Raw genomic sequence first — 19,752 nt, 5'->3', positions numbered from 1 at the left:
TTGCCGTAAGTTTGCCTGGAGCATCTGGAGGTGTCAAAGTAACAACTTTATCGAAATGAATGACTGGCTCAATAAGAATGGTTTGAGTATTCCTAAGCCGAAAACGCCTTCGCCATTTTTCAGGGCCGGTATTTCCACCAAATAAGTTCAATGTTGTTTGATTAAATAAATGGCTAATAAATACTTCAGGGAAATAATCCGTTTTTAAGTCAAGATCTCCACTGACCTCTTTTGCCCTCCCTGTCCCATACCCGTCACTGAGGCCATAATTTCCAAAATCAAAGATATAACTGGTCTCAATGACTTCTTTTCCTTTCACCAGTGGAATATTATCCGCAATCCTGAAACTTACTCTCAGTGAATTTAGCTGCCACTGGCACGGCCCGCCACCATCAATGGCAATACTGATCTGCCACAGCCCCCCCATACCCTGCCGGACGAAAGGCTGCGTAAAACCGTTGTATCCCCGGACAGGGTAAGATTCAAAGCTGGAGTTATAGCTTTTATCCATACACTTTTCAGAGCGGTAAAAAACCTGCATCGGCATTAGAGTGATGCCCTCTGGCATCCGGAATGAAACGCTGACACGTCGGGCATTATCAGGAGGGGAAAGCGTCTGATCTGTCTTATCTCTGCACCCACAAAGTAGTGCGATAGTTAACACAATGACGTTAATTCTATTAAAATAATTCAACGCTTTCCTCCGTCACCGCCGCGAAACGGGTCAGGGCATTGCGGCCAATTTCATCAGACTCCGTGAGTTGCAGGGCTATCGGCAGTAAATCCTGAAGCATCAGAAATTCACGGTTACGCTGGATCTCATCCGGCTGCCCGTTACTGGATGCACTTTTCTCAACCTCATCGCGAAAGCGCATCCGCATTTCTTTTCTTCTCATCTTTAGCTCCGGATTTGCCAGTTCAAGCAGTTGATTATGGATGTAGGGCAAATAGCGGTGCGCCATCGAATGGTTTTGCGGGTCCGTACCTAAACCGTTCAGCGTTGGATTGGTATTTTTCGGAAAGGTCTTTGTCAGAGCATGCGGTGCGAGGCACTGGATGAACGTTTCCTGATGCTTACCGCTAGATTTCAGACATTCATCATTCAGAGAAGGAACCAGATATAGTTTCACCCCCACAAAATGGCGCGTGTAGATCTGTCCATCAAGTAGAGTTTTGTGGTTCGGGCTGGCAACCCGCATTGAACACTGCTCAGCCAAGAAAAAAACCACCGTTTTACCGTGATGCCAGTAAGGATCTTTTTTATCTATAAGTCCCACAGACTGATAAGTCAGATCCCGAACTGCCCCCCCAAGACCGGCAGCAGTCGTCAGTGACCAGTCAAACCCCAGCTTGTCTCCCAGCAGTCCCCATTTCTTATAAAAAGCGTTATCCAAATCAGCATCCGGAGGGATTTGTGTAATTGAGTCATTGTCGTTGACGTGTCGGTAATGGGTAATGCTGTCCAGAAAAGATATGGCCGCACGGGTAAATGTACGCGGCATTCCGTAGGTATACAGTATGGGATGACTGACTTTCATCTCGGCAGCATAAAGTAATGCCAAAGCTCCCCCCAAGCTGTGACCACAAATAAATAGCGTCTTCGTTCCTTGCTCTAAAGCCCGATTAACCGCATTCAAATTATCCTCAAATTTCCTGTTGGCTAGCTCATAAGCCTCCAGAAATCCTCCATGAACATTTCCCGCCCCGGCCAGTTCCGGCAAACAACGTTTTGGTGCAAATGATAAATCAGTTAGCACATTCAACAGACTATCAGTCCCGCACCATGCAACCAGCACATGCGTGCCACATTCCACCGTAAAGAGCCGGGAGTCCCCCTCCGGTTGATCACTATCTTTCGTGCTCAGATACACTGGTGGGAGATAGCGGTCATGAAAAGGAACATCGACCGCCAACGTGTGGTACCAGGAAGGAAATTCAGCAAACTGAGGAATGCATGATAGATCCTGACACTTATTCCGGAAGAAATAGTTGATAGTTTTATTAACTTTTTCTGCCGCATAAACCAGGTCAGCCATAATGCCGAGATTCAGTGCGTTGGTGAGGTCATAGTCTTTTGTGTCGTGCAATGCCAATACCCATGCCCGAAATGGACAGATTTCAATAACGTGTCTTTTTTCCAGTAACTCGCAGGGGATCTCCGTCCCCTTCAAGGAGCGATTCGGTGGGAAATGGAATTCCGGAGCCTCCGGTTCATCCCAGCCTTCAATCAACGGCAGGCGGTCGCATAACTCCCCGATAGTGACATAGTGATACACATGATTAGCCGCTTCTGTTATTTCCTGTACATTCGATCGCCAGCTATTGTCACGGAGGCCCGACCAGAACATATTTTTACTCTCTGGCTGGCTGTTAGGATTACGCCTGACGCCCAGTGGCCGCAGTGTCATCTCGTCAGCCAGTTGCTGCCCATCCGTCTTAACGTCTACAGTTATCCAGTAAAGATCATCAAACCGGACCAATCCTTGATTGTCGGTAACGCCCGCCGGAGGGTTGGGGGGAGGCGTTGGGCTGTAGCTGTTTTCATGCTGATGCCACACTGATGATGTCAGCGGACGATATTCCAGCCTGACATTAAGTCCGCATACAGGAATGTTGTTCTCATCGACGAACTGCAGTTCAAGCCAGTATTTATGCTGTTCTCCACGACAGTAAACGATTTTTCCTTTCGGGTTTATACTCGTAACACAAGTATTATCACCAACTATTTCCACACCAATCCCTTTAACTTTGCATGGTTATATTTAATTCATCTTATCTCGCACATTTCTTAACCAATATAAATACATTCCGAATCAATAATAATTTCCTAACAGGAAATCACTGTTGTCCAAATGGCAACTCGTGCTGTTGACTCTCTGACCGTATGCTTAGCGCCACATTTCTTATGAGGTCGCTATGACACGCTTTCTAATCTGCAGTTTCGCCCTGGTTCTTCTTTATCCTGCCGGTATTGATATGTATCTGGTGGGGCTGCCCCGTATTGCTGCCGATTTACAGGCCAGCGAGGCGCAACTGCATATCGCGTTTTCGGTATATCTGGCAGGAATGGCGACGGCGATGCTGTTCGCCGGTAAAATTGCCGACCAGTCAGGTCGCAAACCGGTCGCCATAGTCGGCGCACTCATCTTTATTTTCGCCTCTGCGCTATGTTCTTTCGCCGAAAGCGGTACGCCATTCCTCATAGGTCGTTTTATTCAGGGCGTAGGTGCGGGCTGTTGCTACGTGGTGGCTTTCGCCATCCTGCGCGACACACTCGACGATCGCCGTCGGGCGAAGGTACTGTCGTTGTTGAACGGTATTACCTGTATCGTGCCGGTGCTGGCTCCGGTGATGGGGCATCTGATCATGCTCAAATACCCGTGGCAGAGCCTGTTCTACACGATGATGGGAATGGGTGTGGCTGTTTGCCTGCTGTCGGTGTTTGTCCTGCGAGAATCGCGCCCAGCAACGCTTATGGCGACGACGGAAAAGAACCACACGACCGAATCACTGGTAAACCGCTTTTTCTTAAGCCGTCTGGCCATTACCACCCTCAGCGTGTCGGTGATCCTGACCTTCGTGAATACGTCTCCGGTGCTGCTGATGGAAGTGATGGGCTTCGACCGTGGTGAGTATGCCACCACGATGGCCATGACCGCAGGCATCAGTATGGCGGTCTCTTTCTCTACGCCATTTGCTCTGAGCGTATTTAAGCCTCGCGTTCTGATGCTGACCTCACAGGTGCTGTTTCTGTGTGCCGGCGTGGTGTTAACCCTTGCCACTTCACACGCAGTAACGCTTCTCGGGCTGACGTTAATCTGCGCCGGATTCTCGGTCGGCTTCGGTGTTGCGATGAGCCAGGCGCTTGGGCCGTTCTCGCTGCGCGCGGGCGTCGCCAGCTCGGCATTAGGTATTGCCCAGGTTTGCGGTTCCTCTCTGTGGATTTGGCTGGCGGCGGTTCTTGGCCTTGATGCGCTGAATATGCTGATCGGGATTCTGATTGGCTGTAGCATAGTGAGTATCATGCTGATTATCACTGTTGCACCTAACCGGTCCGCGCCAACTCATGAAGAAATCCCTCAGCAGTCTCGATCTTAATTTATTGCTCTGCCTGCAGCTGTTGATGCAGGAACGCAGCGTCACTAAAACCGCCAAACGGATGAACGTCACACCGTCGGCGGTCAGTAAGTCGCTGTCGAAGCTGCGGACCTGGTTTGACGATCCCTTGTTTGTGAACACCCCGCTGGGGCTATCACCGACGCCGCTGATGGTCAGCATGGAGCAGAGCCTTGCTGAATGGATGCAGATGGGCAATCAGTTGCTCGATAAGCCACACCATGAGTCTCCACGCGGGCTGAAGTTTGATCTGGCGGCCGAAACGCCGTTAGTAATGATCATGTTCAATGCGCTCTCCCAGCAGATTTATCAGCGCTATCCGCAGGCGACAATCAAAATACGCAACTGGGACTATGATTCGCTGGATGCCATTATTCGCGGTGAAGTGGATATTGGCTTTACCGGGCGCGAAAGCCATCCGCGTTCGCGCGAACTGCTGAGTTTGTTGCCATTGTCGATCGACCATGAAGTGCTGTTTTCCGATCTGCCCTGCGTCTGGCTACGTGAAGATCATCCCGCACTGCAGGAAGAGTGGAATCTGGACACCTTTCTGCGCTATCCGCACATCAGCATTAGCTGGGAACAAAGCGATACATGGGCGCTGGATGAAGTCCTGCAAGAAATGGGACGCGCACGCAATATCGCGTTATGTCTGCCCGGTTTTGAGCAATCGCTGTTTATGGCCGCGCAGCCGGATCACGCGCTGATAGCCACCGCACCGGTCTATTGCCAGCGTTATAACCAACTCCACCAGCTTCCACTCGTTGCACGGCCGATGCCATTTGATACGGCGCAACTGGAAAAAATGCGCGTACCGTTCACTCTTCTTTGGCATAAACGCAACAGCCACAATCCTAAGATCGTCTGGCTAAAAGACACGATCAAGGCGCTTTATCGCGATATCTCCTGACGATCCTTCATTTTGGTGTTGCTAAATCGACCATTCTGGCAACAGAAATGTAAATATCGCGTAATGTCGCCCATTTTCGCTTAGTTTTTGGGCAGCAAAGCCTGCCCGGAAGCCGTGTAAATGTTACTCTGGTAATAATCACGGACCATTAATCACGGAGCGACAAATGGCGACACATTTTGCCAGAGGGATTCTTACGGAGGGACACCTGGTTTCAGCTCGCCTCCCTTCTCCATGTCATATCGAAGCAAGAGATCTACCCGCTCATCGCCGGACACGTTTCCTGGCTTCCCGAAGTCTTCTCGCTGAACTGATGTTTATGCTTTACGGCACCAGCACGCTGCCCGAAATTGTTACTCAGGCCAAAGGTAAGCCCGTTTTTCGCGATAAGAACCTGCCGGGTTTTTCGATTTCCTATGCCGGGAATATCGTCGGTGTTGTGCTAACAACTGAAGGAACGTGCGGCCTGGATATGGAACTTCAGCGGGCCACCCGCGGGTTTCACAATCCAAATTCAGCGGAAACGTGGCGCTTCTCCAGTAACGAAAACCTGTGGATCAATAACCAAAACGACCCCAACGAAGCACGCGCGCAGCTCATTACATTGCGCCAGAGCGTACTCAAACTCACTGGCGATGTGTGCAATGACGATCCGCGCGAGCTCCAGCTTTTACCCGGCGCAGGGCGCCTGAAATGTGCCCATGTGGCGCAGGTTGAAGCCATTTGCGATGCGGAAGATGTACTGGTGTGGTCAGTTGCGGTTACGCCAACCATTGAAAAACTCAAAGTTTGGGAGTTTGATGGTAAACAGGACTGGAAAATTTTGCCTGATATCCAGACTCGCGCCAATGAGCCAACGGGTCGTCTGATCCGGTTCTCTCAATTATGTGCAGCGAAGAGCCATACGCTTTGATTTAACCTTCATGATGAAACAGGAGCCACCATGTCTGAAACATTGAATGTTGTTACGTTACTGGGAAGTCTGCGCAAAGGTTCGTTTAATGGAATGGTTGCCCGTACGCTGCCCAAGATTGCTCCAGCGGGAATGGAAGTGAACGCGCTGCCGTCGATTGGTGATATCCCTCTGTACGATGCCGACCTCCAACAGGAAGAGGGTTTTCCGGCCAGCGTAGAAGCACTGGCTGAGCAAATCAGAAAGGCTGACGGTGTCGTCATCGTCACTCCTGAATATAACTATTCTGTTCCGGGCGGACTGAAGAACGCCATTGACTGGCTGTCCCGCCTGCCCGATCAGCCATTATCGGGTAAGCCGGTGCTGATCCAGACCAGTTCTATGGGCGCTATTGGCGGCGCGCGCTGCCAGTATCATCTGCGTCAGATCCTGGTATTCCTCGACGCCATGGTAATGAACAAGCCGGAATTTATGGGCGGCGTCATTCAGAACAAAGTAGACCCGCAGACAGGTGAAGTGATCGACCAAAGCACGCTGGACCATCTGACCGGTCAATTGACCGCATTTGGCGACTACATTCAGCGCGTGAAAGCGTAAAAGAAAAAGCCCGGCGATATGCCGGGCTTGTTGATATATGGGCAAATAAACAACGATTAGTGCGCGTCGATAAACACAATCTTCAGCACAAACAGCAGCGCGACAATGATGACGCACGGGCTGAGATCGCGGAAACGTCCGGTACCAATCTTCATCACGCAGTAAGAAATAAAGCCCAGAGCAATACCTTCGGTAATTGAGAAGCTAAATGGCATCATCACGGCAGTAATAAACGCCGGAACCGCTTCTGTAAGGTCATCCCACTTCACGCGCGACAGGCTTGATGTCATCAGGACGCCAACGTAAATCAGCGCACCTGCTGCTGCATAGCCCGGTACCATCCCCGCCAGCGGCGACAGGAAGATAACCAGCAGGAACAGCAGACCAACGACCACGGCGGTCAGACCGGTACGTCCACCGACCGAAACCCCGGAAGAAGATTCGATATACGCAGTAACGGAAGAAGTCCCGATAAACGCCCCGGTAACCGACGACACGCTATCCACATACAGCGCTTGCTTCATGCGCGGGAACTTGCCCTTCGCATCCGCCAGACCGGCTTTATCCGTAACGCCAATCAGCGTACCGGAGGAGTCGAACAGATTAACCAGCATGAACGAGAAAATCACACCCGCCAGGCCAATGTTAAATGAACCGGCCAGGTCGACATGTCCGATAACGGACATCACGCTCGGTGGCGCAGAAACGATACCGTTGTAATGAACATCGCCCAGCATCCAACCCAGCAGCGTGGTTACGATGATAGAAATCAGCACCGCCGCGTGAATGTTACGTGACGCCAGAATCGCGATGATAAAGAAGCCCAGGATACCGAGCAGTACGCTGTGGGACGTCAGGTTACCGATAGACACCAGCGTGTCTTTGTTGGCGACGATAACACCGGCGTTTTTCAGTCCCATCATGCCGATGAACAGACCAATACCACTGGTGATCCCCACACGCAGGCTAACCGGGATATTGGCAATCATCCAGTAACGAACGCGGAAAATCGTCAGCAGCAGCAGACCAACAGCGCCCCAGAAGATAGCGCCCATACCAATCTGCCATGACAGCCCCATCGCGCCAACGACCACGAAAGCGAAGAATGCGTTCAGGCCCATAGCAGGCGCAAGTGCGACCGGCAGGTTGGCAAACAGGCCCATCAGGATGCTACCAAATGCAGCAATAAGGCAGGTGGTAACAAAGACAGCGCTGGTATCCATGCCAGCCACGCCAAGAATTTGCGGGTTAACAAAAACGATATACACCATCGTCAGGAAGGTCGTTAAACCGGCGATCACTTCGGTCCGTGCCGTCGTGCCATGTTCGCGCAGTTTGAACACGCGTTCCAGCATCCCCTGGCCAGAAGCCTGGGTTGTGTGTTGTTGACTCATTATCAATTTCCGAACAAGGAGGGAAAATTCGTCGCTATCCTATACCAAAATGCGACAATAGGGTTGGGTTATGAGCAACTTTTTTCATTGATTTTGCTTATACGGCAACGATTGCGTCGCCCAATAATGCATTACGAAAACGTTAAACTTGTTAAAACGGAAATGACATGTCCCAGATAGAAGCCGTATTTTTTGACTGTGACGGTACCCTTGTCGACAGTGAAGTGATTTGTTCTCGCGCGTATGTCAGCATGTTCCAGGCGTTTGGCATTACGCTCGATCTTGAAGAAATTTTCAAACGCTTCAAGGGGGTAAAGCTGTACGAGATCATCGACATTATCAACGAAGAGCACGGTGTCGAACTGGCAAAAGCCGATTTAGAACCGGTTTACCGCGCTGAGGTCGCACGTCTGTTCGATACGGAACTGGAGGTGATTGCCGGTGCCAATGCGCTACTGGACAGCATGGCCGTACCAATGTGTGTGGTCTCTAACGGTCCGGTCAGCAAAATGCAGCATTCGCTGGGTAAGCTGGGCATGTTGCACCATTTCCCTGATTTACTGTTCAGCGGCTACGATATTCAGCGTTGGAAGCCCGATCCGGCCCTGATGTTCCATGCGGCGAAAGCGATGGATGTTAATGTTGAGAACTGCATTCTGGTTGATGATTCCAGCGCAGGTGCGCAGGCAGGGATTGCCGCCGGGATGGAGGTGTTCTACTTCTGCGCCGATCCGCATAACAAACCGATCGATCATCCAAAAGTGACGACGTTTACCGATCTGGCACAATTGCCGGAATTGTGGAAGGCGCGGGGTTGGAATATCGTCGAATAAACAGTAGGCCCGATAAGCAAAGCGCCATCAGGTGAATGGCGCAGAATGCCGGATGCGGCGTAACGCCTTATCCGGCCTACAATAGCGACGCCGGGGGAATCCGGCGAACGCAACAAGCTACTTATTCCTTCGGATCTTTGCCCGCCAGCAGCTTATCCAGCTCATCCCCGCCCACGTGACGGAAGTCTTGTCCCTTCACGAAGTAGAAGATATATTCGCAGATATTCTGGCAGCGGTCACCGATACGTTCGATGGAACGTGCGCAGAACAGCGCGGTCAGCACGCTTGGAATGGTACGTGGGTCTTCCATCATATAAGTCATCAGCTGACGCACGATGCCTTCATATTCCTGGTCAACTTTCTTATCTTCGCGATAAATACGCACTGCTTCGTCCAGATCCATACGCGCAAACGCATCCAGCACGTCATGCAGCATTTGTACGGTGTGGCGGCCCAGTGATTCCAGGCTTACCAGCAGCGGCTGGTGCTGTTGCGAGAACTTCTCCAGCGCGGTACGGCAAATTTTGTCCGCCACGTCGCCAATACGTTCCAGCTCAGCGATGGTTTTGATAATAGCCATCACCAGACGCAGGTCGCTCGCTGTCGGTTGACGCTTGGCGATGATACGCACGCAGGCTTCGTCGATCGCCACTTCCATCATGTTAACGTTCTTATCGCCTTCAATGACGCGCTTCGCCAGCTCGCTGTCCTGGTTGTGCATCGCCGTGATTGCATCAGAAAGCTGCTGCTCGACCATGCCGCCCATGGTCATCACCTGGGTACGGATGCTTTCCAGCTCTGCATTGAACTGGCCGGAAATATGTTTATTAAGGTTAAGGTTATCCACAACAAGCTCCTGAATCAGCCGTAACGACCGGTGATGTAATCTTCAGTTTGTTTCTTCGCGGGCTTGGTGAACAGATCGTCCGTGTTGCTGAACTCAATCAACTCGCCCAGATACATAAATGCCGTGTGATCGGAACAACGCGCAGCCTGCTGCATGTTGTGGGTAACGATAACGACGGTGTAATCCTCTTTCAGCTCAGTGATCAGCTCTTCGATACGCCCGGTAGAAATAGGGTCGAGCGCTGAACATGGCTCATCAAGCAGAAGCACTTCCGGGCGAATGGCGATACCACGCGCAATACACAGACGCTGCTGCTGACCACCCGAGAGAGAGTACCCGCTCTGGTGTAATTTATCTTTGGTTTCGTTCCACAATGCGGCCTTGGTCAATGCCCACTGCACACGCTCGTCCATATCCGCACGCGAGAGTTTCTCAAACAGACGTACGCCAAAAGCAATGTTGTCGTAGATGGACATCGGGAACGGCGTCGGCTTCTGAAATACCATACCCACTTTGGCACGCAGCAGAGCGATATCCTGGGTATTGGTGAGAATATTGTCGCCATCCAGCAGGATTTCACCTTCCGCACGCTGCTCCGGGTACAGTTCAAACATTTTGTTGAACGTACGCAGCAGCGTCGATTTACCACAGCCTGACGGCCCGATAAACGCCGTTACCTGGTTTTTAGCTATATCCAGGTTGATGTTCTTCAGGGCATGGAATTTGCCATAGTAGAAGTTCAAATCACGAACCTGAATCTTACCCGGGGCAGTATCAACCATACTCATTTCAATCTCTTCCTCATCCGGCGCCGCATCAGCCACGCCGTAAAAATTAACCGTGTTTCTTCTTCGCGAAAATGACGCGCGCCAGAATGTTCAGCAGCAGTACGCACAGGGTAATAATCAGTACCCCGGCCCAGGCCAGTTGCTGCCACTCAGCAAACGGGCTCATAGCAAACTTAAAGATAGTGACCGGCAGGTTGGCGATAGGCTGCATCATGTCGGTGCTCCAGAACTGGTTGGAGAGCGACGTAAACAGCAGCGGAGCCGTTTCACCTGCGATACGAGCAATCGCTAACAGAACACCTGTAATGATCCCCGAGACAGACGCCTTCAGGGTGATCGCAGAAATCATCTTCCATTTCGGCGTACCCAGTGCATAGGCAGCTTCACGCAGGCTATCCGGCACCAGCTTGAGCATGTTCTCCGTGGTACGGATAACAATGGGCACCTGCAGCAGCGCCAGCGCGATAACGCCCGCCCAGCCAGAGAAGTGCTCCATTTTTGCTACCACGATGGTGTAAACGAACAGACCGACTACGATTGATGGCGCAGACAGCAGAATGTCATTGATAAAGCGGATAACCTCGGCCAGCCAGGACTTACGTCCGTACTCTGCCAGGTAGATACCCGCCATAATGCCAAGCGGAGTACCAAACACGGTCGCCCACAGAATTAACAGTCCGCTACCGGCCAGGGCGTTCGCCAGACCACCACCCGCTGTATTCGGCGGAGGCGTCATTTCGGTGAACAGCGCCAGCGACATACCGTCAATACCACGGGTGATCGTGGACATCAGGATCCAAATGAGCCAGAACAGACCGAACGCCATGGTCGCCATAGAGAGCGTCAGCGCGATGCGGTTCTTCAGACGGCGACGTGCCTGCATTTTACGGCGGGACTCCGCCAGCGCAGTGGTGTTTTGCATTTCAAGCGTAGCCATTAGCGTGCCCCCTCGTTCTTCGCAAGGCGCATGATCATGAACTTAGACGCCGCCAGTACGATGAAGGTGATCACAAACAGAATCAGACCCAGTTCCATCAACGCAGCAACGTGCAGCCCCGATTCCGCTTCGGCAAATTCATTCGCCAGCGCAGAGGTAATACTGTTGCCCGGCATGTACAGCGAGGCGCTATCGAGCTGGTAGGTGTTACCAATGATAAAGGTCACCGCCATGGTTTCACCCAGCGCGCGGCCCAGACCCAGCATCACACCACCGATCACACCATTTTTGGTGAACGGCAGGACGATACGCCAGATAACTTCCCAGGTGGTACAGCCGATGCCGTAGGCTGACTCTTTCATAAGCACCGGCGTTTGTTCGAACACATCACGCATAACCGCAGCAATGTACGGAATGATCATGATAGCGAGGATCACACCAGCCGCCAGAATACCGATACCAAACGCCGGGCCAGCAAACAGTGCGCCAACAAACGGAATGTTGGAAAGGATGTTTCCGACCGGCTCCTGGAAGTACGTCGCAAACAGCGGGGCAAAGATAAACAGGCCCCACATGCCGTATACGATACTCGGAATTGCTGCCAGCAGTTCAATAGCGATACCCAACGGGCGACGCAGCCAACCGGGTGCAAGTTCCGTCAGGAATAACGCAATGCCGAAACTCACCGGAACGGCAATCAGCAATGCAATAAACGAGGTGACCAGCGTACCGTAAATCGGTACCAGCGCGCCGTAGATATCGTTCGGCGCATCCCAGTCTTTGGTCCACAAAAAGGAGAAACCAAATTTCTGAATGCTTGGCCAGGAGGAGATAACCAGAGAGACAATAATGCCACCCAACATCAATAGCACAATCAGCGCAGCCAGTTTTACCAGCGCGCTGAATATCATGTCACCCTTTTTACCCGGTGGGTTAAAAGCAGGCTTGGTTGCAGCCATAAATCACTCTTTAAGTTAAACGCGTTTACGAAATTGCCCTGCCGGATGGCGCTACGCTTATCCGGCCTACAAATTGGGCCTACAGTCGGAACTGTAGGGCGGATAAGCGTAGCGCCATCCGCCAACTCGTTAAAGATATTCTATTAGTACAGCGCTTTACCGCTGCTGTCTTTCACGTTGGTCTTCCATGCAGCACGAATCTGCTCAACCACGCTGTCCGGCAGGCTGGCGTAATCCAGGTCATTAGCCTGTTTGCCACCATTTTTGTATGCCCAGTCGAAGAATTTCAGCACTTCAACGCCCTGCTCAGGCTTCTTCTGCTCTTTATGGACGAGGATGAAGGTGGTGGAAGTGATTGGCCACGCATCGTCACCTTTCTGGTTAGTCAGATCCTGAGCGAAAGTTTTGCTCCAGTCAGCGCCTTTAGCGGCGTTGGCAAAGTTTTCTTCGGTCGGGCTTACCGGTTTACCATCAGCAGAGACCAGCTTGGTGTACGCCAGGTTGTTCTGCTTAGCGTAAGCGTACTCAACGTAACCGATAGAACCCGGCAGACGCTGTACGAACGCGGCGATACCGTCGTTACCTTTACCGCCCAGACCGGTCGGCCAGTTTACGGTAGAGCCAGAACCAATTTTAGATTTCCACTCTTCGTTCACTTTCGCCAGGTAGCTAGTGAAGACGAAGGAAGTACCGGAACCATCAGCGCGGCGCACAACAGCGATATTCTGCGAAGGCAGCTTCAGACCTGGGTTCAGTTTGGTGATGGCTTCGTCATCCCACTTCTTAATTTTACCGAGGTAGATGTCGCCCAGCGTTTTACCATCAAGCACCAGCTCGCCGGATTTCAGTCCAGGGATATTCACCGCCAGCACCACACCGCCGATAACGGTCGGGAACTGGAACAGGCCTTCTTGTGCCAGTTTCTCGTCAGACAGCGGGGCATCAGAAGCGCCGAAATCAACGGTATTGGCCGTAATTTGTTTTACACCACCGGAGGAGCCGATACCCTGGTAGTTTACTTTGCTACCGGTCTCTTTCTGATAGGTATCTGCCCATTTGGCATACACTGGCGCAGGGAAGGTTGCACCTGCACCTGTCAGGCTCGCTGCTGCAAACGCAGAGAACGCGCTCATGGATAAGGTCGCGGCGACAACAGTTGCGACAGTGGTACGCATAACTTTCATAATGTCTCCTGCACGGTTTTCGTAAATCGTTGTTTGAGTTGCTACTGTGAGCAAAATAGGACAAACAGGTGACAGTTAAATGTACGAAATATGACAGTTTTATGACAATGAAAAATACGAGAAGTTATTTACCTAAAAATACATTTAAAACAAAACGTTAACCATTACCATGACAATAACATTTCGCTAAAATTTTCTTTTTATGACACTGCAAACAGTAGCTGAAGATGACGGTTTGTCACATAAAACAGGCGGGATAATTGATTAAAAACAGAACAAGTTTAAAAAAATGCCCCGCTTATAGCAGGGCATTTTCAGTTCAGTTAGGTACGGATTACTCTACGGTAACCGACTTCGCCAGGTTACGCGGCTGATCCACGTCGGTGCCTTTAATCAGCGCCACATGATACGCCAGCAACTGCAGCGGAACGGTATAGAAGATCGGTGCAATCACCTCTTCCACATGCGGCATCTCAATGATGTGCATGTTTTCGCTGCTGGTAAAGCCAGCATCCTGGTCAGCAAAGACGTACAGCTGACCGCCACGGGCGCGAACTTCTTCAATGTTGGACTTCAGTTTTTCCAGCAGTTCGTTGTTCGGCGCAACCACGATAACCGGCATATCGGCATCAATCAGCGCCAGCGGACCGTGTTTCAGTTCGCCTGCGGCATAAGCTTCAGCGTGAATATAAGAGATCTCTTTCAGCTTCAGCGCACCTTCCAGCGCAATCGGGTACTGATCGCCGCGGCCCAGGAACAGCGCATGGTGTTTATCAGAGAATCCTTCAGCCAGAGCGGCAATGCGTTTGTCCTGAGACAGCATCTGCTCAATACGGCTCGGCAGCGCCTGCAGACCGTGAACGATTTCCTGCTCAATAGCCACATCCAGGCCTTTCAGACGAGACAGTTTCGCCACCAGCATCAGCAGAACGGTCAGCTGAGTGGTAAATGCTTTCGTGGAGGCCACGCCGATTTCGGTACCGGCATTGGTCATCATCGCCAGGTCGGATTCGCGCACCAGAGAAGAGCCCGGTACGTTACAAATAGCCAGCGAGCCCAGATAGCCCAACTCTTTGGATAAGCGCAGACCCGCCAGGGTATCTGCCGTTTCACCAGACTGGGAAAGGGTGATCATCAGGCTGTTACGACGCACGGCGGATTTGCGATAGCGGAATTCGGAAGCAATTTCGACATCACAAGGAATGCCAGCCAGTGATTCAAACCAGTAGCGGGACACCATACCGGAGTTGTACGACGTACCGCAGGCGATAATCTGGATATGCTCAACCTGAGACAGCAGCTCGTTGGCATGCGAACCCAGCTCGCTTAAATCCACTTCACCGTGGCTGATACGGCCGGTCAGCGTGTTTTTAATTGCGTTCGGCTGTTCGTAGATCTCTTTCTGCATGTAGTGGCGATAAATACCTTTTTCGCCCGCATCGTATTGCAGATTAGATTCGATATCCTGACGTTTCACTTCCGCGCCAGACTTGTCGAAAATAGAGACCGAACGACGGGTTACTTCCGCGATGTCGCCCTCTTCCAGGAAGATGAAGCGACGGGTTACCGGCAGCAGTGCCAGCTGATCGGAAGCGATAAAGTTCTCACCCATACCCAGACCAATCACCAGCGGGCTGCCAGAACGGGCCGCCAGCAGGGTTTCCGGGTTACGGGTATCCATGATCACCGTGCCGTAGGCACCGCGCAGCTGCGGAATAGTGCGCAGCACGGCTTCACGCAGCGTACCACCCTGTTCCAGCTCCCAGTGCACCAGGTGAGCAATCACTTCGGTGTCGGTTTCAGAAACAAAGGTGTAGCCACGCGTTTTCAACAGCTCACGCAGTGGTTCATGGTTTTCAATGATGCCGTTATGCACCACAACAATGTGTTCAGAAACATGGGGATGCGCGTTCGCTTCTGAAGGTTCACCGTGTGTCGCCCAGCGGGTGTGAGCAATACCAGTACCACCATGCAGCGGATGTTCTTCCGCAGCAGCAGTCAGCATCTGCACTTTACCCAAACGACGCAGACGGGTCATGTTGCCTTCAGCATCGACAACGGCCAGACCAGCAGAGTCATAACCACGATATTCCAGACGACGTAAACCTTCGAGAAGGATTTCAGCTACATCACGCTGCGCGATAGCGCCAACAATTCCACACATATTTTTTGATTCCGAATTTAGGCATTGTGCCTGTCGTTGTCGGTCAACCTGATACCCGTATTCCGGGCGCCCCGAGCCTTGTAGAGAGTGGGGTTATTTTTATAGGTACTGCTTGTTGAGCGGAGGATTATATTATCCCCTCATCTCTTGTCTGCCTGATGGCGCTCACGCTTATCAGGCCTACAGAACGTCACCGCACGTAGGCCGGATAAGGCAAAGCCGCCATCCGGCAAAAATAAATTACTTCTTCTTCACCGGACGCTGCCAGCCCTGTTTATGGACCTGAGGTACACGGCTTAATACCAATTCGTTATCGGCGACATTACGCGTTACGGTGGTTCCTGCTGCAATCGTCGCACCTTTACCCACGGTGACAGGTGCCACCAGCTGAGTATCAGAACCCACAAACACATCATCACCAATAATGGTTTTAAACTTATTGGCACCATCGTAGTTACAGGTGATCGTACCCGCGCCGATATTCACGTTATCGCCAATTTCCGCATCGCCCAGATAGGTCAAATGACCAGCTTTAGAGCCTTTACCCAGACGCGCTTTTTTCATTTCGACGAAGTTACCCACGTGTGCGCCTTCCTGCAGCTCTGCACCCGGGCGCAGACGCGCGAATGGACCGATGGTGCAAGCGGCTTCCAGATGGGCATCTTCCACCACACTGTACGGGCTAAGCTCACACCCCTCACCAATCACGCTGTTTTTGATGATACAGCCAGCGCCAATCTTGACGCGATCCCCAACGGTTACGTTACCTTCAATGATAACGTTAGTATCAATTTCAACATCGCGCCCGTGAATCAGCGTACCGCGGAGATCAAAACGTGCAGGATCGCGCAGCATCACGCCCGCCAACAGCAGTTTTTCTGCCTGCTCAGACTGATAAACACGTTCCAGACGGGATAACTGAAGGCGGTTATTTACCCCTTCCGTTTCACTGATTCGTGCCGGATGAACTGCCGCAATTTCACGTCCTTCCTGATACGCCATCGCGATGATATCGGTGATGTAGTATTCACCCTGCACGTTGTTGTTGGTCAGTTTAGACAGCCAACGCTTCATGTCAGCGCCGTTGGCAATCAGAATGCCAGTGTTGATTTCCTGGATTTGACGCTGCTCGTCAGTGGCATCTTTATGCTCAACAATGCCAGTAACTTTGCCGTTATCACGGGTAATACGCCCATAGCCGGAAGGGTCGTCCAGTTTTACCGTTAACAAACCGATACCACCCTGCGGTTTGGCTTCACGCAGGCGACGTAAGGTATCGGTAGAGATCAGCGGCACATCGCCATAGAGCATTAAAATGTCTTCGTCATCACTAAAGAATGGCGCCGCCTGCTGCATTGCATGGCCGGTACCCAACTGCTCAGCCTGCAGAACCCAATTCAGATTGCCATCTTTCAGCGTTTGCTTAAGCAGATCGCCACCGTGTCCGTAGACAAGGTGTACATGAGTCGCACCTAATTCATTAGCTGCATCAATGACATGCTGAACCATCGGCTTTCCTGCGAGGGTGTGCAGCACTTTAGGAAGATCGGAATACATACGCGTGCCTTTGCCTGCGGCAAGGATCACAACGCTCATAGCATTATTCAACATACACGTCCTGACTGTAATTTGAGAACGAATTTATACCGTTTCACATTGAAAATACTACATTTTTTTCAGCGTGAAATGGACCGAAGATAAAACGTTCAACAGGGGGGATTCCCCATCTGATAACTCACTATTTTCGTCTATATCTGCGTCTTTTGTCTCCCAAAAACCAAGAGTCTGCTCTTATTAAAGCCTTAGGTTAATGTTTTTGCTATTTTTTTACCGCATGAATAAAGCATTACATCAGCATAATACGATTTTATTTATGTGATTCAGTGAGAAGCAGAAAAACGGGTAGGGAAAATTGAGGGGGAAAGACAGAGAACAAATGATACAGCGAAGGAGGGGGATTTAATAACGATGGCGCTAGCTGATAAACCGTATTAAGCATCGCGCCACAGAGCAGGTAGGGAACGACTAAACGTCCATGCTGCTGAAAAGGGCGATGATTTTGTTAAACAATTTCATGTTGGTATCCTGTTTTTATCTGAATTAATTTTGTGACACACATCACACAAAAAAGAGTTTACGCCTCATTTTTTAACCGATCAACATTTTTGTGATGTAAATCACAAAATAATAAAACAGCTTTTTAGTTCCACTTTTACTGAAACAAATCCATAAAAAAAGCCAGCCTGGAAACCAGACTGGCCTTTGTGCTTTTCAAGCCGGTGTTACATCGCTTTTTTGGTCAACTCGATAACGCGCAGTTTCGCGATCGCTTTGGCCAGTTCCGCAGATGCCTGAGCGTAATCCACGTCACCATGAGAGCTCTTGATATGCTCTTCAGCCTTACGCTTCGCTTCCAGGGCTCTCGCTTCATCGAGATCCTGTCCGCGAATCGCGGTATCAGCCAGTACGGTCACACTGCCAGGCTGCACTTCAAGAATGCCGCCGGACAGATAGATAAACTCTTCATGACCGAACTGTTTAACGATGCGGATCATACCAGGCTTAATGGCGGTGAGCAGCGGTGCGTGACCCGGGAAAATACCCAGTTCACCTTCACTACCCGTTACCTGGATTTTCTCGACCAGACCAGAGAACATTTGTTGCTCTGCGCTGACGACGTCCAGGTGGTAAGTCATTGCCATATCACCCTCCGATTAAGGCGTTAAAGTTTTTTGGCTTTTTCCACGGCTTCGTCGATAGAACCAACCATGTAGAACGCCTGCTCTGGCAGGTGGTCGTATTCGCCTTCCATGATGCCTTTAAAGCCACGGATGGTGTCTTTCAGGGAAACGTATTTACCCGGAGAACCGGTGAATACTTCCGCAACGAAGAACGGCTGGGACAGGAAGCGCTGGATCTTACGCGCACGTGCTACCACCAGTTTATCTTCTTCAGACAGTTCATCCATACCCAGGATGGCGATGATGTCTTTCAGTTCCTGATAACGCTGCAGCAGGGACTGTACGCCACGCGCTGTGTCGTAGTGTTCCTGACCAACAACCAGCGGATCCAACTGACGGCTGGTGGAGTCCAGCGGGTCAACTGCCGGGTAGATACCCAGAGAAGCGATCTGACGGCTCAGTACCACGGTTGCATCCAAGTGAGCAAAGGTGGTTGCTGGGGACGGGTCAGTCAAGTCATCCGCAGGTACGTATACCGCCTGAACGGAGGTGATAGAACCGGTTTTGGTAGAGGTGATACGTTCCTGAAGAACACCCATCTCTTCCGCCAGGGTCGGCTGGTAGCCTACCGCTGATGGCATACGACCCAGCAGTGCAGATACTTCTGTACCGGCCAGGGTGTAACGGTAGATGTTATCAACGAACAGCAGAACGTCACGACCTTCGTCACGGAACTTCTCAGCCATGGTCAGACCGGTCAGTGCAACGCGCAGACGGTTTCCCGGCGGCTCGTTCATCTGGCCATATACCAGGGACACTTTGTCCAGTACGTTGGAGTCGGTCATTTCGTGGTAGAAGTCGTTACCCTCACGAGTACGTTCACCTACGCCCGCAAACACGGAGTAACCGGAGTGTTCGATCGCGATGTTACGGATCAGCTCCATCATGTTTACGGTTTTACCTACACCCGCACCACCGAACAGACCGACTTTACCGCCCTTAGCGAACGGACACATCAGGTCGATAACTTTGATGCCGGTTTCCAGCAGTTCCTGAGAGCTGGACAGCTCTTCGTAGGAAGGTGCTGCGCGGTGGATAGCCCAACGCTCTTCTTCACCGATATCGCCTTTCATGTCGATCGGGTGACCCAGGACGTTCATGATACGACCCAGGGTTGCTTTACCTACCGGGACTTCGATCGGGTGTTCGAGGTCTTTAACTTCCAGACCACGACGCAGACCGTCGGAAGAACCCATGGCGATGGTACGTACGATACCGCCGCCGAGCTGCTGCTGAACTTCCAGCACCAGGCTCTCTTTACCATTCATAACCTCAAGAGCATCGTACACGCGCGGTACGGCATCCTGAGGGAATTCGACGTCAACCACGGCGCCGATTACCTGGACAATTTTTCCAGTAGCCATCTTGA

The 19,752-nt window shown here is 51.4% G+C and carries 17 protein-coding genes; 5 read left to right on the top strand and 12 right to left on the bottom strand.

Annotation, left to right across the window (positions count from 1 at the left end):
- Positions 1–511: hypothetical protein (locus OGX86_RS00995; RefSeq protein ID WP_286639055.1), on the bottom strand; the 511-nt coding region annotated here is incomplete at its 3' end.
- 169 nt (positions 512–680) lie between these two features.
- Positions 681–2,732: a lipase family protein gene (locus tag OGX86_RS00990; RefSeq protein WP_128316827.1), complete on the bottom strand. Its 2,052-nt coding sequence runs from the start codon at positions 2,730–2,732 to the stop codon at positions 681–683.
- 184 nt (positions 2,733–2,916) lie between these two features.
- On the opposite strand from OGX86_RS00990, the gene OGX86_RS00985 reads away from it, so the two are divergent.
- From OGX86_RS00985 to OGX86_RS00970, 4 genes are all read left to right on the top strand, one after another.
- Entirely contained in the window at positions 2,917–4,098 is a 1,182-nt protein-coding gene (locus tag OGX86_RS00985; RefSeq protein WP_128316826.1) for an MFS transporter, read from the top strand.
- Positions 4,067–5,026, top strand: coding sequence for an HTH-type transcriptional regulator YidZ (gene yidZ / locus OGX86_RS00980; RefSeq protein WP_003827051.1), 960 nt, complete (start codon positions 4,067–4,069; stop codon positions 5,024–5,026). Before OGX86_RS00985 ends, yidZ begins: the two co-directional genes overlap by 32 nt.
- A 166-nt stretch (positions 5,027–5,192) precedes the next feature.
- Positions 5,193–5,939 (top strand): 4'-phosphopantetheinyl transferase family protein, encoded by a 747-nt coding sequence (locus tag OGX86_RS00975; protein ID WP_048227371.1) that lies wholly within the window; start codon positions 5,193–5,195, stop codon positions 5,937–5,939.
- 30 nt (positions 5,940–5,969) lie between these two features.
- Positions 5,970–6,536, top strand: coding sequence for an NADPH-dependent FMN reductase (locus OGX86_RS00970; protein ID WP_003827046.1), 567 nt, complete (start codon positions 5,970–5,972; stop codon positions 6,534–6,536).
- Positions 6,537–6,592: 56 nt separating this feature from the next.
- Here OGX86_RS00970 and adeP read toward each other — a convergent pair whose 3' ends face one another.
- Complete coding sequence (gene adeP, locus OGX86_RS00965; RefSeq protein ID WP_003827042.1) at positions 6,593–7,930, bottom strand: adenine permease AdeP; 1,338 nt, start codon at positions 7,928–7,930, stop codon at positions 6,593–6,595.
- Between the two features lie 167 nt (positions 7,931–8,097).
- On the opposite strand from adeP, the gene yieH reads away from it, so the two are divergent.
- Positions 8,098–8,763 (top strand): 6-phosphogluconate phosphatase, encoded by a 666-nt coding sequence (gene yieH, locus OGX86_RS00960; protein ID WP_003827040.1) that lies wholly within the window; start codon positions 8,098–8,100, stop codon positions 8,761–8,763.
- A gap of 121 nt (positions 8,764–8,884) precedes the next feature.
- Here the strand turns inward: yieH and phoU are convergent, their stop codons facing one another.
- The 9 genes from phoU to atpD all read right to left on the bottom strand — a co-directional run bounded on the left by phoU (position 8,885) and on the right by atpD (position 19,747).
- Positions 8,885–9,610, bottom strand: a complete 726-nt coding sequence (gene phoU / locus OGX86_RS00955; RefSeq protein ID WP_003023824.1) for a phosphate signaling complex protein PhoU — start codon at positions 9,608–9,610, stop codon at positions 8,885–8,887.
- Positions 9,611–9,624: 14 nt separating this feature from the next.
- Complete coding sequence (pstB, locus tag OGX86_RS00950) at positions 9,625–10,398, bottom strand: phosphate ABC transporter ATP-binding protein PstB (RefSeq protein WP_003023821.1); 774 nt, start codon at positions 10,396–10,398, stop codon at positions 9,625–9,627.
- A gap of 46 nt (positions 10,399–10,444) precedes the next feature.
- Positions 10,445–11,335: a phosphate ABC transporter permease PstA gene (pstA, locus tag OGX86_RS00945; protein ID WP_003827037.1), complete on the bottom strand. Its 891-nt coding sequence runs from the start codon at positions 11,333–11,335 to the stop codon at positions 10,445–10,447.
- Positions 11,335–12,294, bottom strand: a complete 960-nt coding sequence (pstC, locus tag OGX86_RS00940) for a phosphate ABC transporter permease PstC (protein WP_008786549.1) — start codon at positions 12,292–12,294, stop codon at positions 11,335–11,337. Before pstC ends, pstA begins: the two co-directional genes overlap by 1 nt.
- Before the next feature lie 143 nt (positions 12,295–12,437).
- Complete coding sequence (gene pstS, locus OGX86_RS00935; RefSeq protein WP_003827033.1) at positions 12,438–13,478, bottom strand: phosphate ABC transporter substrate-binding protein PstS; 1,041 nt, start codon at positions 13,476–13,478, stop codon at positions 12,438–12,440.
- A gap of 334 nt (positions 13,479–13,812) precedes the next feature.
- Complete coding sequence (glmS, locus tag OGX86_RS00930) at positions 13,813–15,642, bottom strand: glutamine--fructose-6-phosphate transaminase (isomerizing) (protein ID WP_003827031.1); 1,830 nt, start codon at positions 15,640–15,642, stop codon at positions 13,813–13,815.
- A gap of 240 nt (positions 15,643–15,882) precedes the next feature.
- Positions 15,883–17,253: a bifunctional UDP-N-acetylglucosamine diphosphorylase/glucosamine-1-phosphate N-acetyltransferase GlmU gene (gene glmU, locus OGX86_RS00925; RefSeq protein WP_008786550.1), complete on the bottom strand. Its 1,371-nt coding sequence runs from the start codon at positions 17,251–17,253 to the stop codon at positions 15,883–15,885.
- A 671-nt stretch (positions 17,254–17,924) separates the two neighbouring features.
- Positions 17,925–18,344: a F0F1 ATP synthase subunit epsilon gene (locus OGX86_RS00920; protein WP_003023809.1), complete on the bottom strand. Its 420-nt coding sequence runs from the start codon at positions 18,342–18,344 to the stop codon at positions 17,925–17,927.
- 20 nt (positions 18,345–18,364) lie between these two features.
- The gene (gene atpD, locus OGX86_RS00915; RefSeq protein ID WP_003023806.1) at positions 18,365–19,747 is read right to left on the bottom strand and encodes a F0F1 ATP synthase subunit beta; all 1,383 of its coding nucleotides are present in this window, start codon (positions 19,745–19,747) and stop codon (positions 18,365–18,367) included.
- Positions 19,748–19,752 lie beyond the last annotated feature (5 nt).

It is taken from the genome of Citrobacter sp. Cpo040, assembly GCF_030332915.1.
Taxonomy (GTDB): Bacteria; Pseudomonadota; Gammaproteobacteria; order Enterobacterales; family Enterobacteriaceae; genus Citrobacter; species Citrobacter portucalensis.
Note: the sequence above shows the minus strand (reverse complement) of the source record. Positions and strands in the feature narration are given on the sequence as shown.

Bases quoted from the DNA above. Each gene is read 5' to 3' on its own strand.
- glmU (WP_008786550.1), bottom strand. From the start codon at position 17,253: ATGTTGAATAATGCTATGAGCGTTGTGATCCTTGCCGCAGGCAAAGGC.
- OGX86_RS00985 (WP_128316826.1), top strand. From the start codon at position 2,917: ATGACACGCTTTCTAATCTGCAGTTTCGCCCTGGTTCTTCTTTATCCT.
- pstA (WP_003827037.1), bottom strand. From the start codon at position 11,335: ATGGCTACGCTTGAAATGCAAAACACCACTGCGCTGGCGGAGTCCCGC.
- yieH (WP_003827040.1), top strand. From the start codon at position 8,098: ATGTCCCAGATAGAAGCCGTATTTTTTGACTGTGACGGTACCCTTGTC.
- adeP (WP_003827042.1), bottom strand. From the start codon at position 7,930: ATGAGTCAACAACACACAACCCAGGCTTCTGGCCAGGGGATGCTGGAA.
- OGX86_RS00970 (WP_003827046.1), top strand. From the start codon at position 5,970: ATGTCTGAAACATTGAATGTTGTTACGTTACTGGGAAGTCTGCGCAAA.
- atpD (WP_003023806.1), bottom strand. From the start codon at position 19,747: ATGGCTACTGGAAAAATTGTCCAGGTAATCGGCGCCGTGGTTGACGTC.
- OGX86_RS00975 (WP_048227371.1), top strand. From the start codon at position 5,193: ATGGCGACACATTTTGCCAGAGGGATTCTTACGGAGGGACACCTGGTT.
- yidZ (WP_003827051.1), top strand. From the start codon at position 4,067: ATGAAGAAATCCCTCAGCAGTCTCGATCTTAATTTATTGCTCTGCCTG.
- glmS (WP_003827031.1), bottom strand. From the start codon at position 15,642: ATGTGTGGAATTGTTGGCGCTATCGCGCAGCGTGATGTAGCTGAAATC.
- OGX86_RS00920 (WP_003023809.1), bottom strand. From the start codon at position 18,344: ATGGCAATGACTTACCACCTGGACGTCGTCAGCGCAGAGCAACAAATG.
- pstS (WP_003827033.1), bottom strand. From the start codon at position 13,478: ATGAAAGTTATGCGTACCACTGTCGCAACTGTTGTCGCCGCGACCTTA.
- pstC (WP_008786549.1), bottom strand. From the start codon at position 12,294: ATGGCTGCAACCAAGCCTGCTTTTAACCCACCGGGTAAAAAGGGTGAC.
- pstB (WP_003023821.1), bottom strand. From the start codon at position 10,398: ATGAGTATGGTTGATACTGCCCCGGGTAAGATTCAGGTTCGTGATTTG.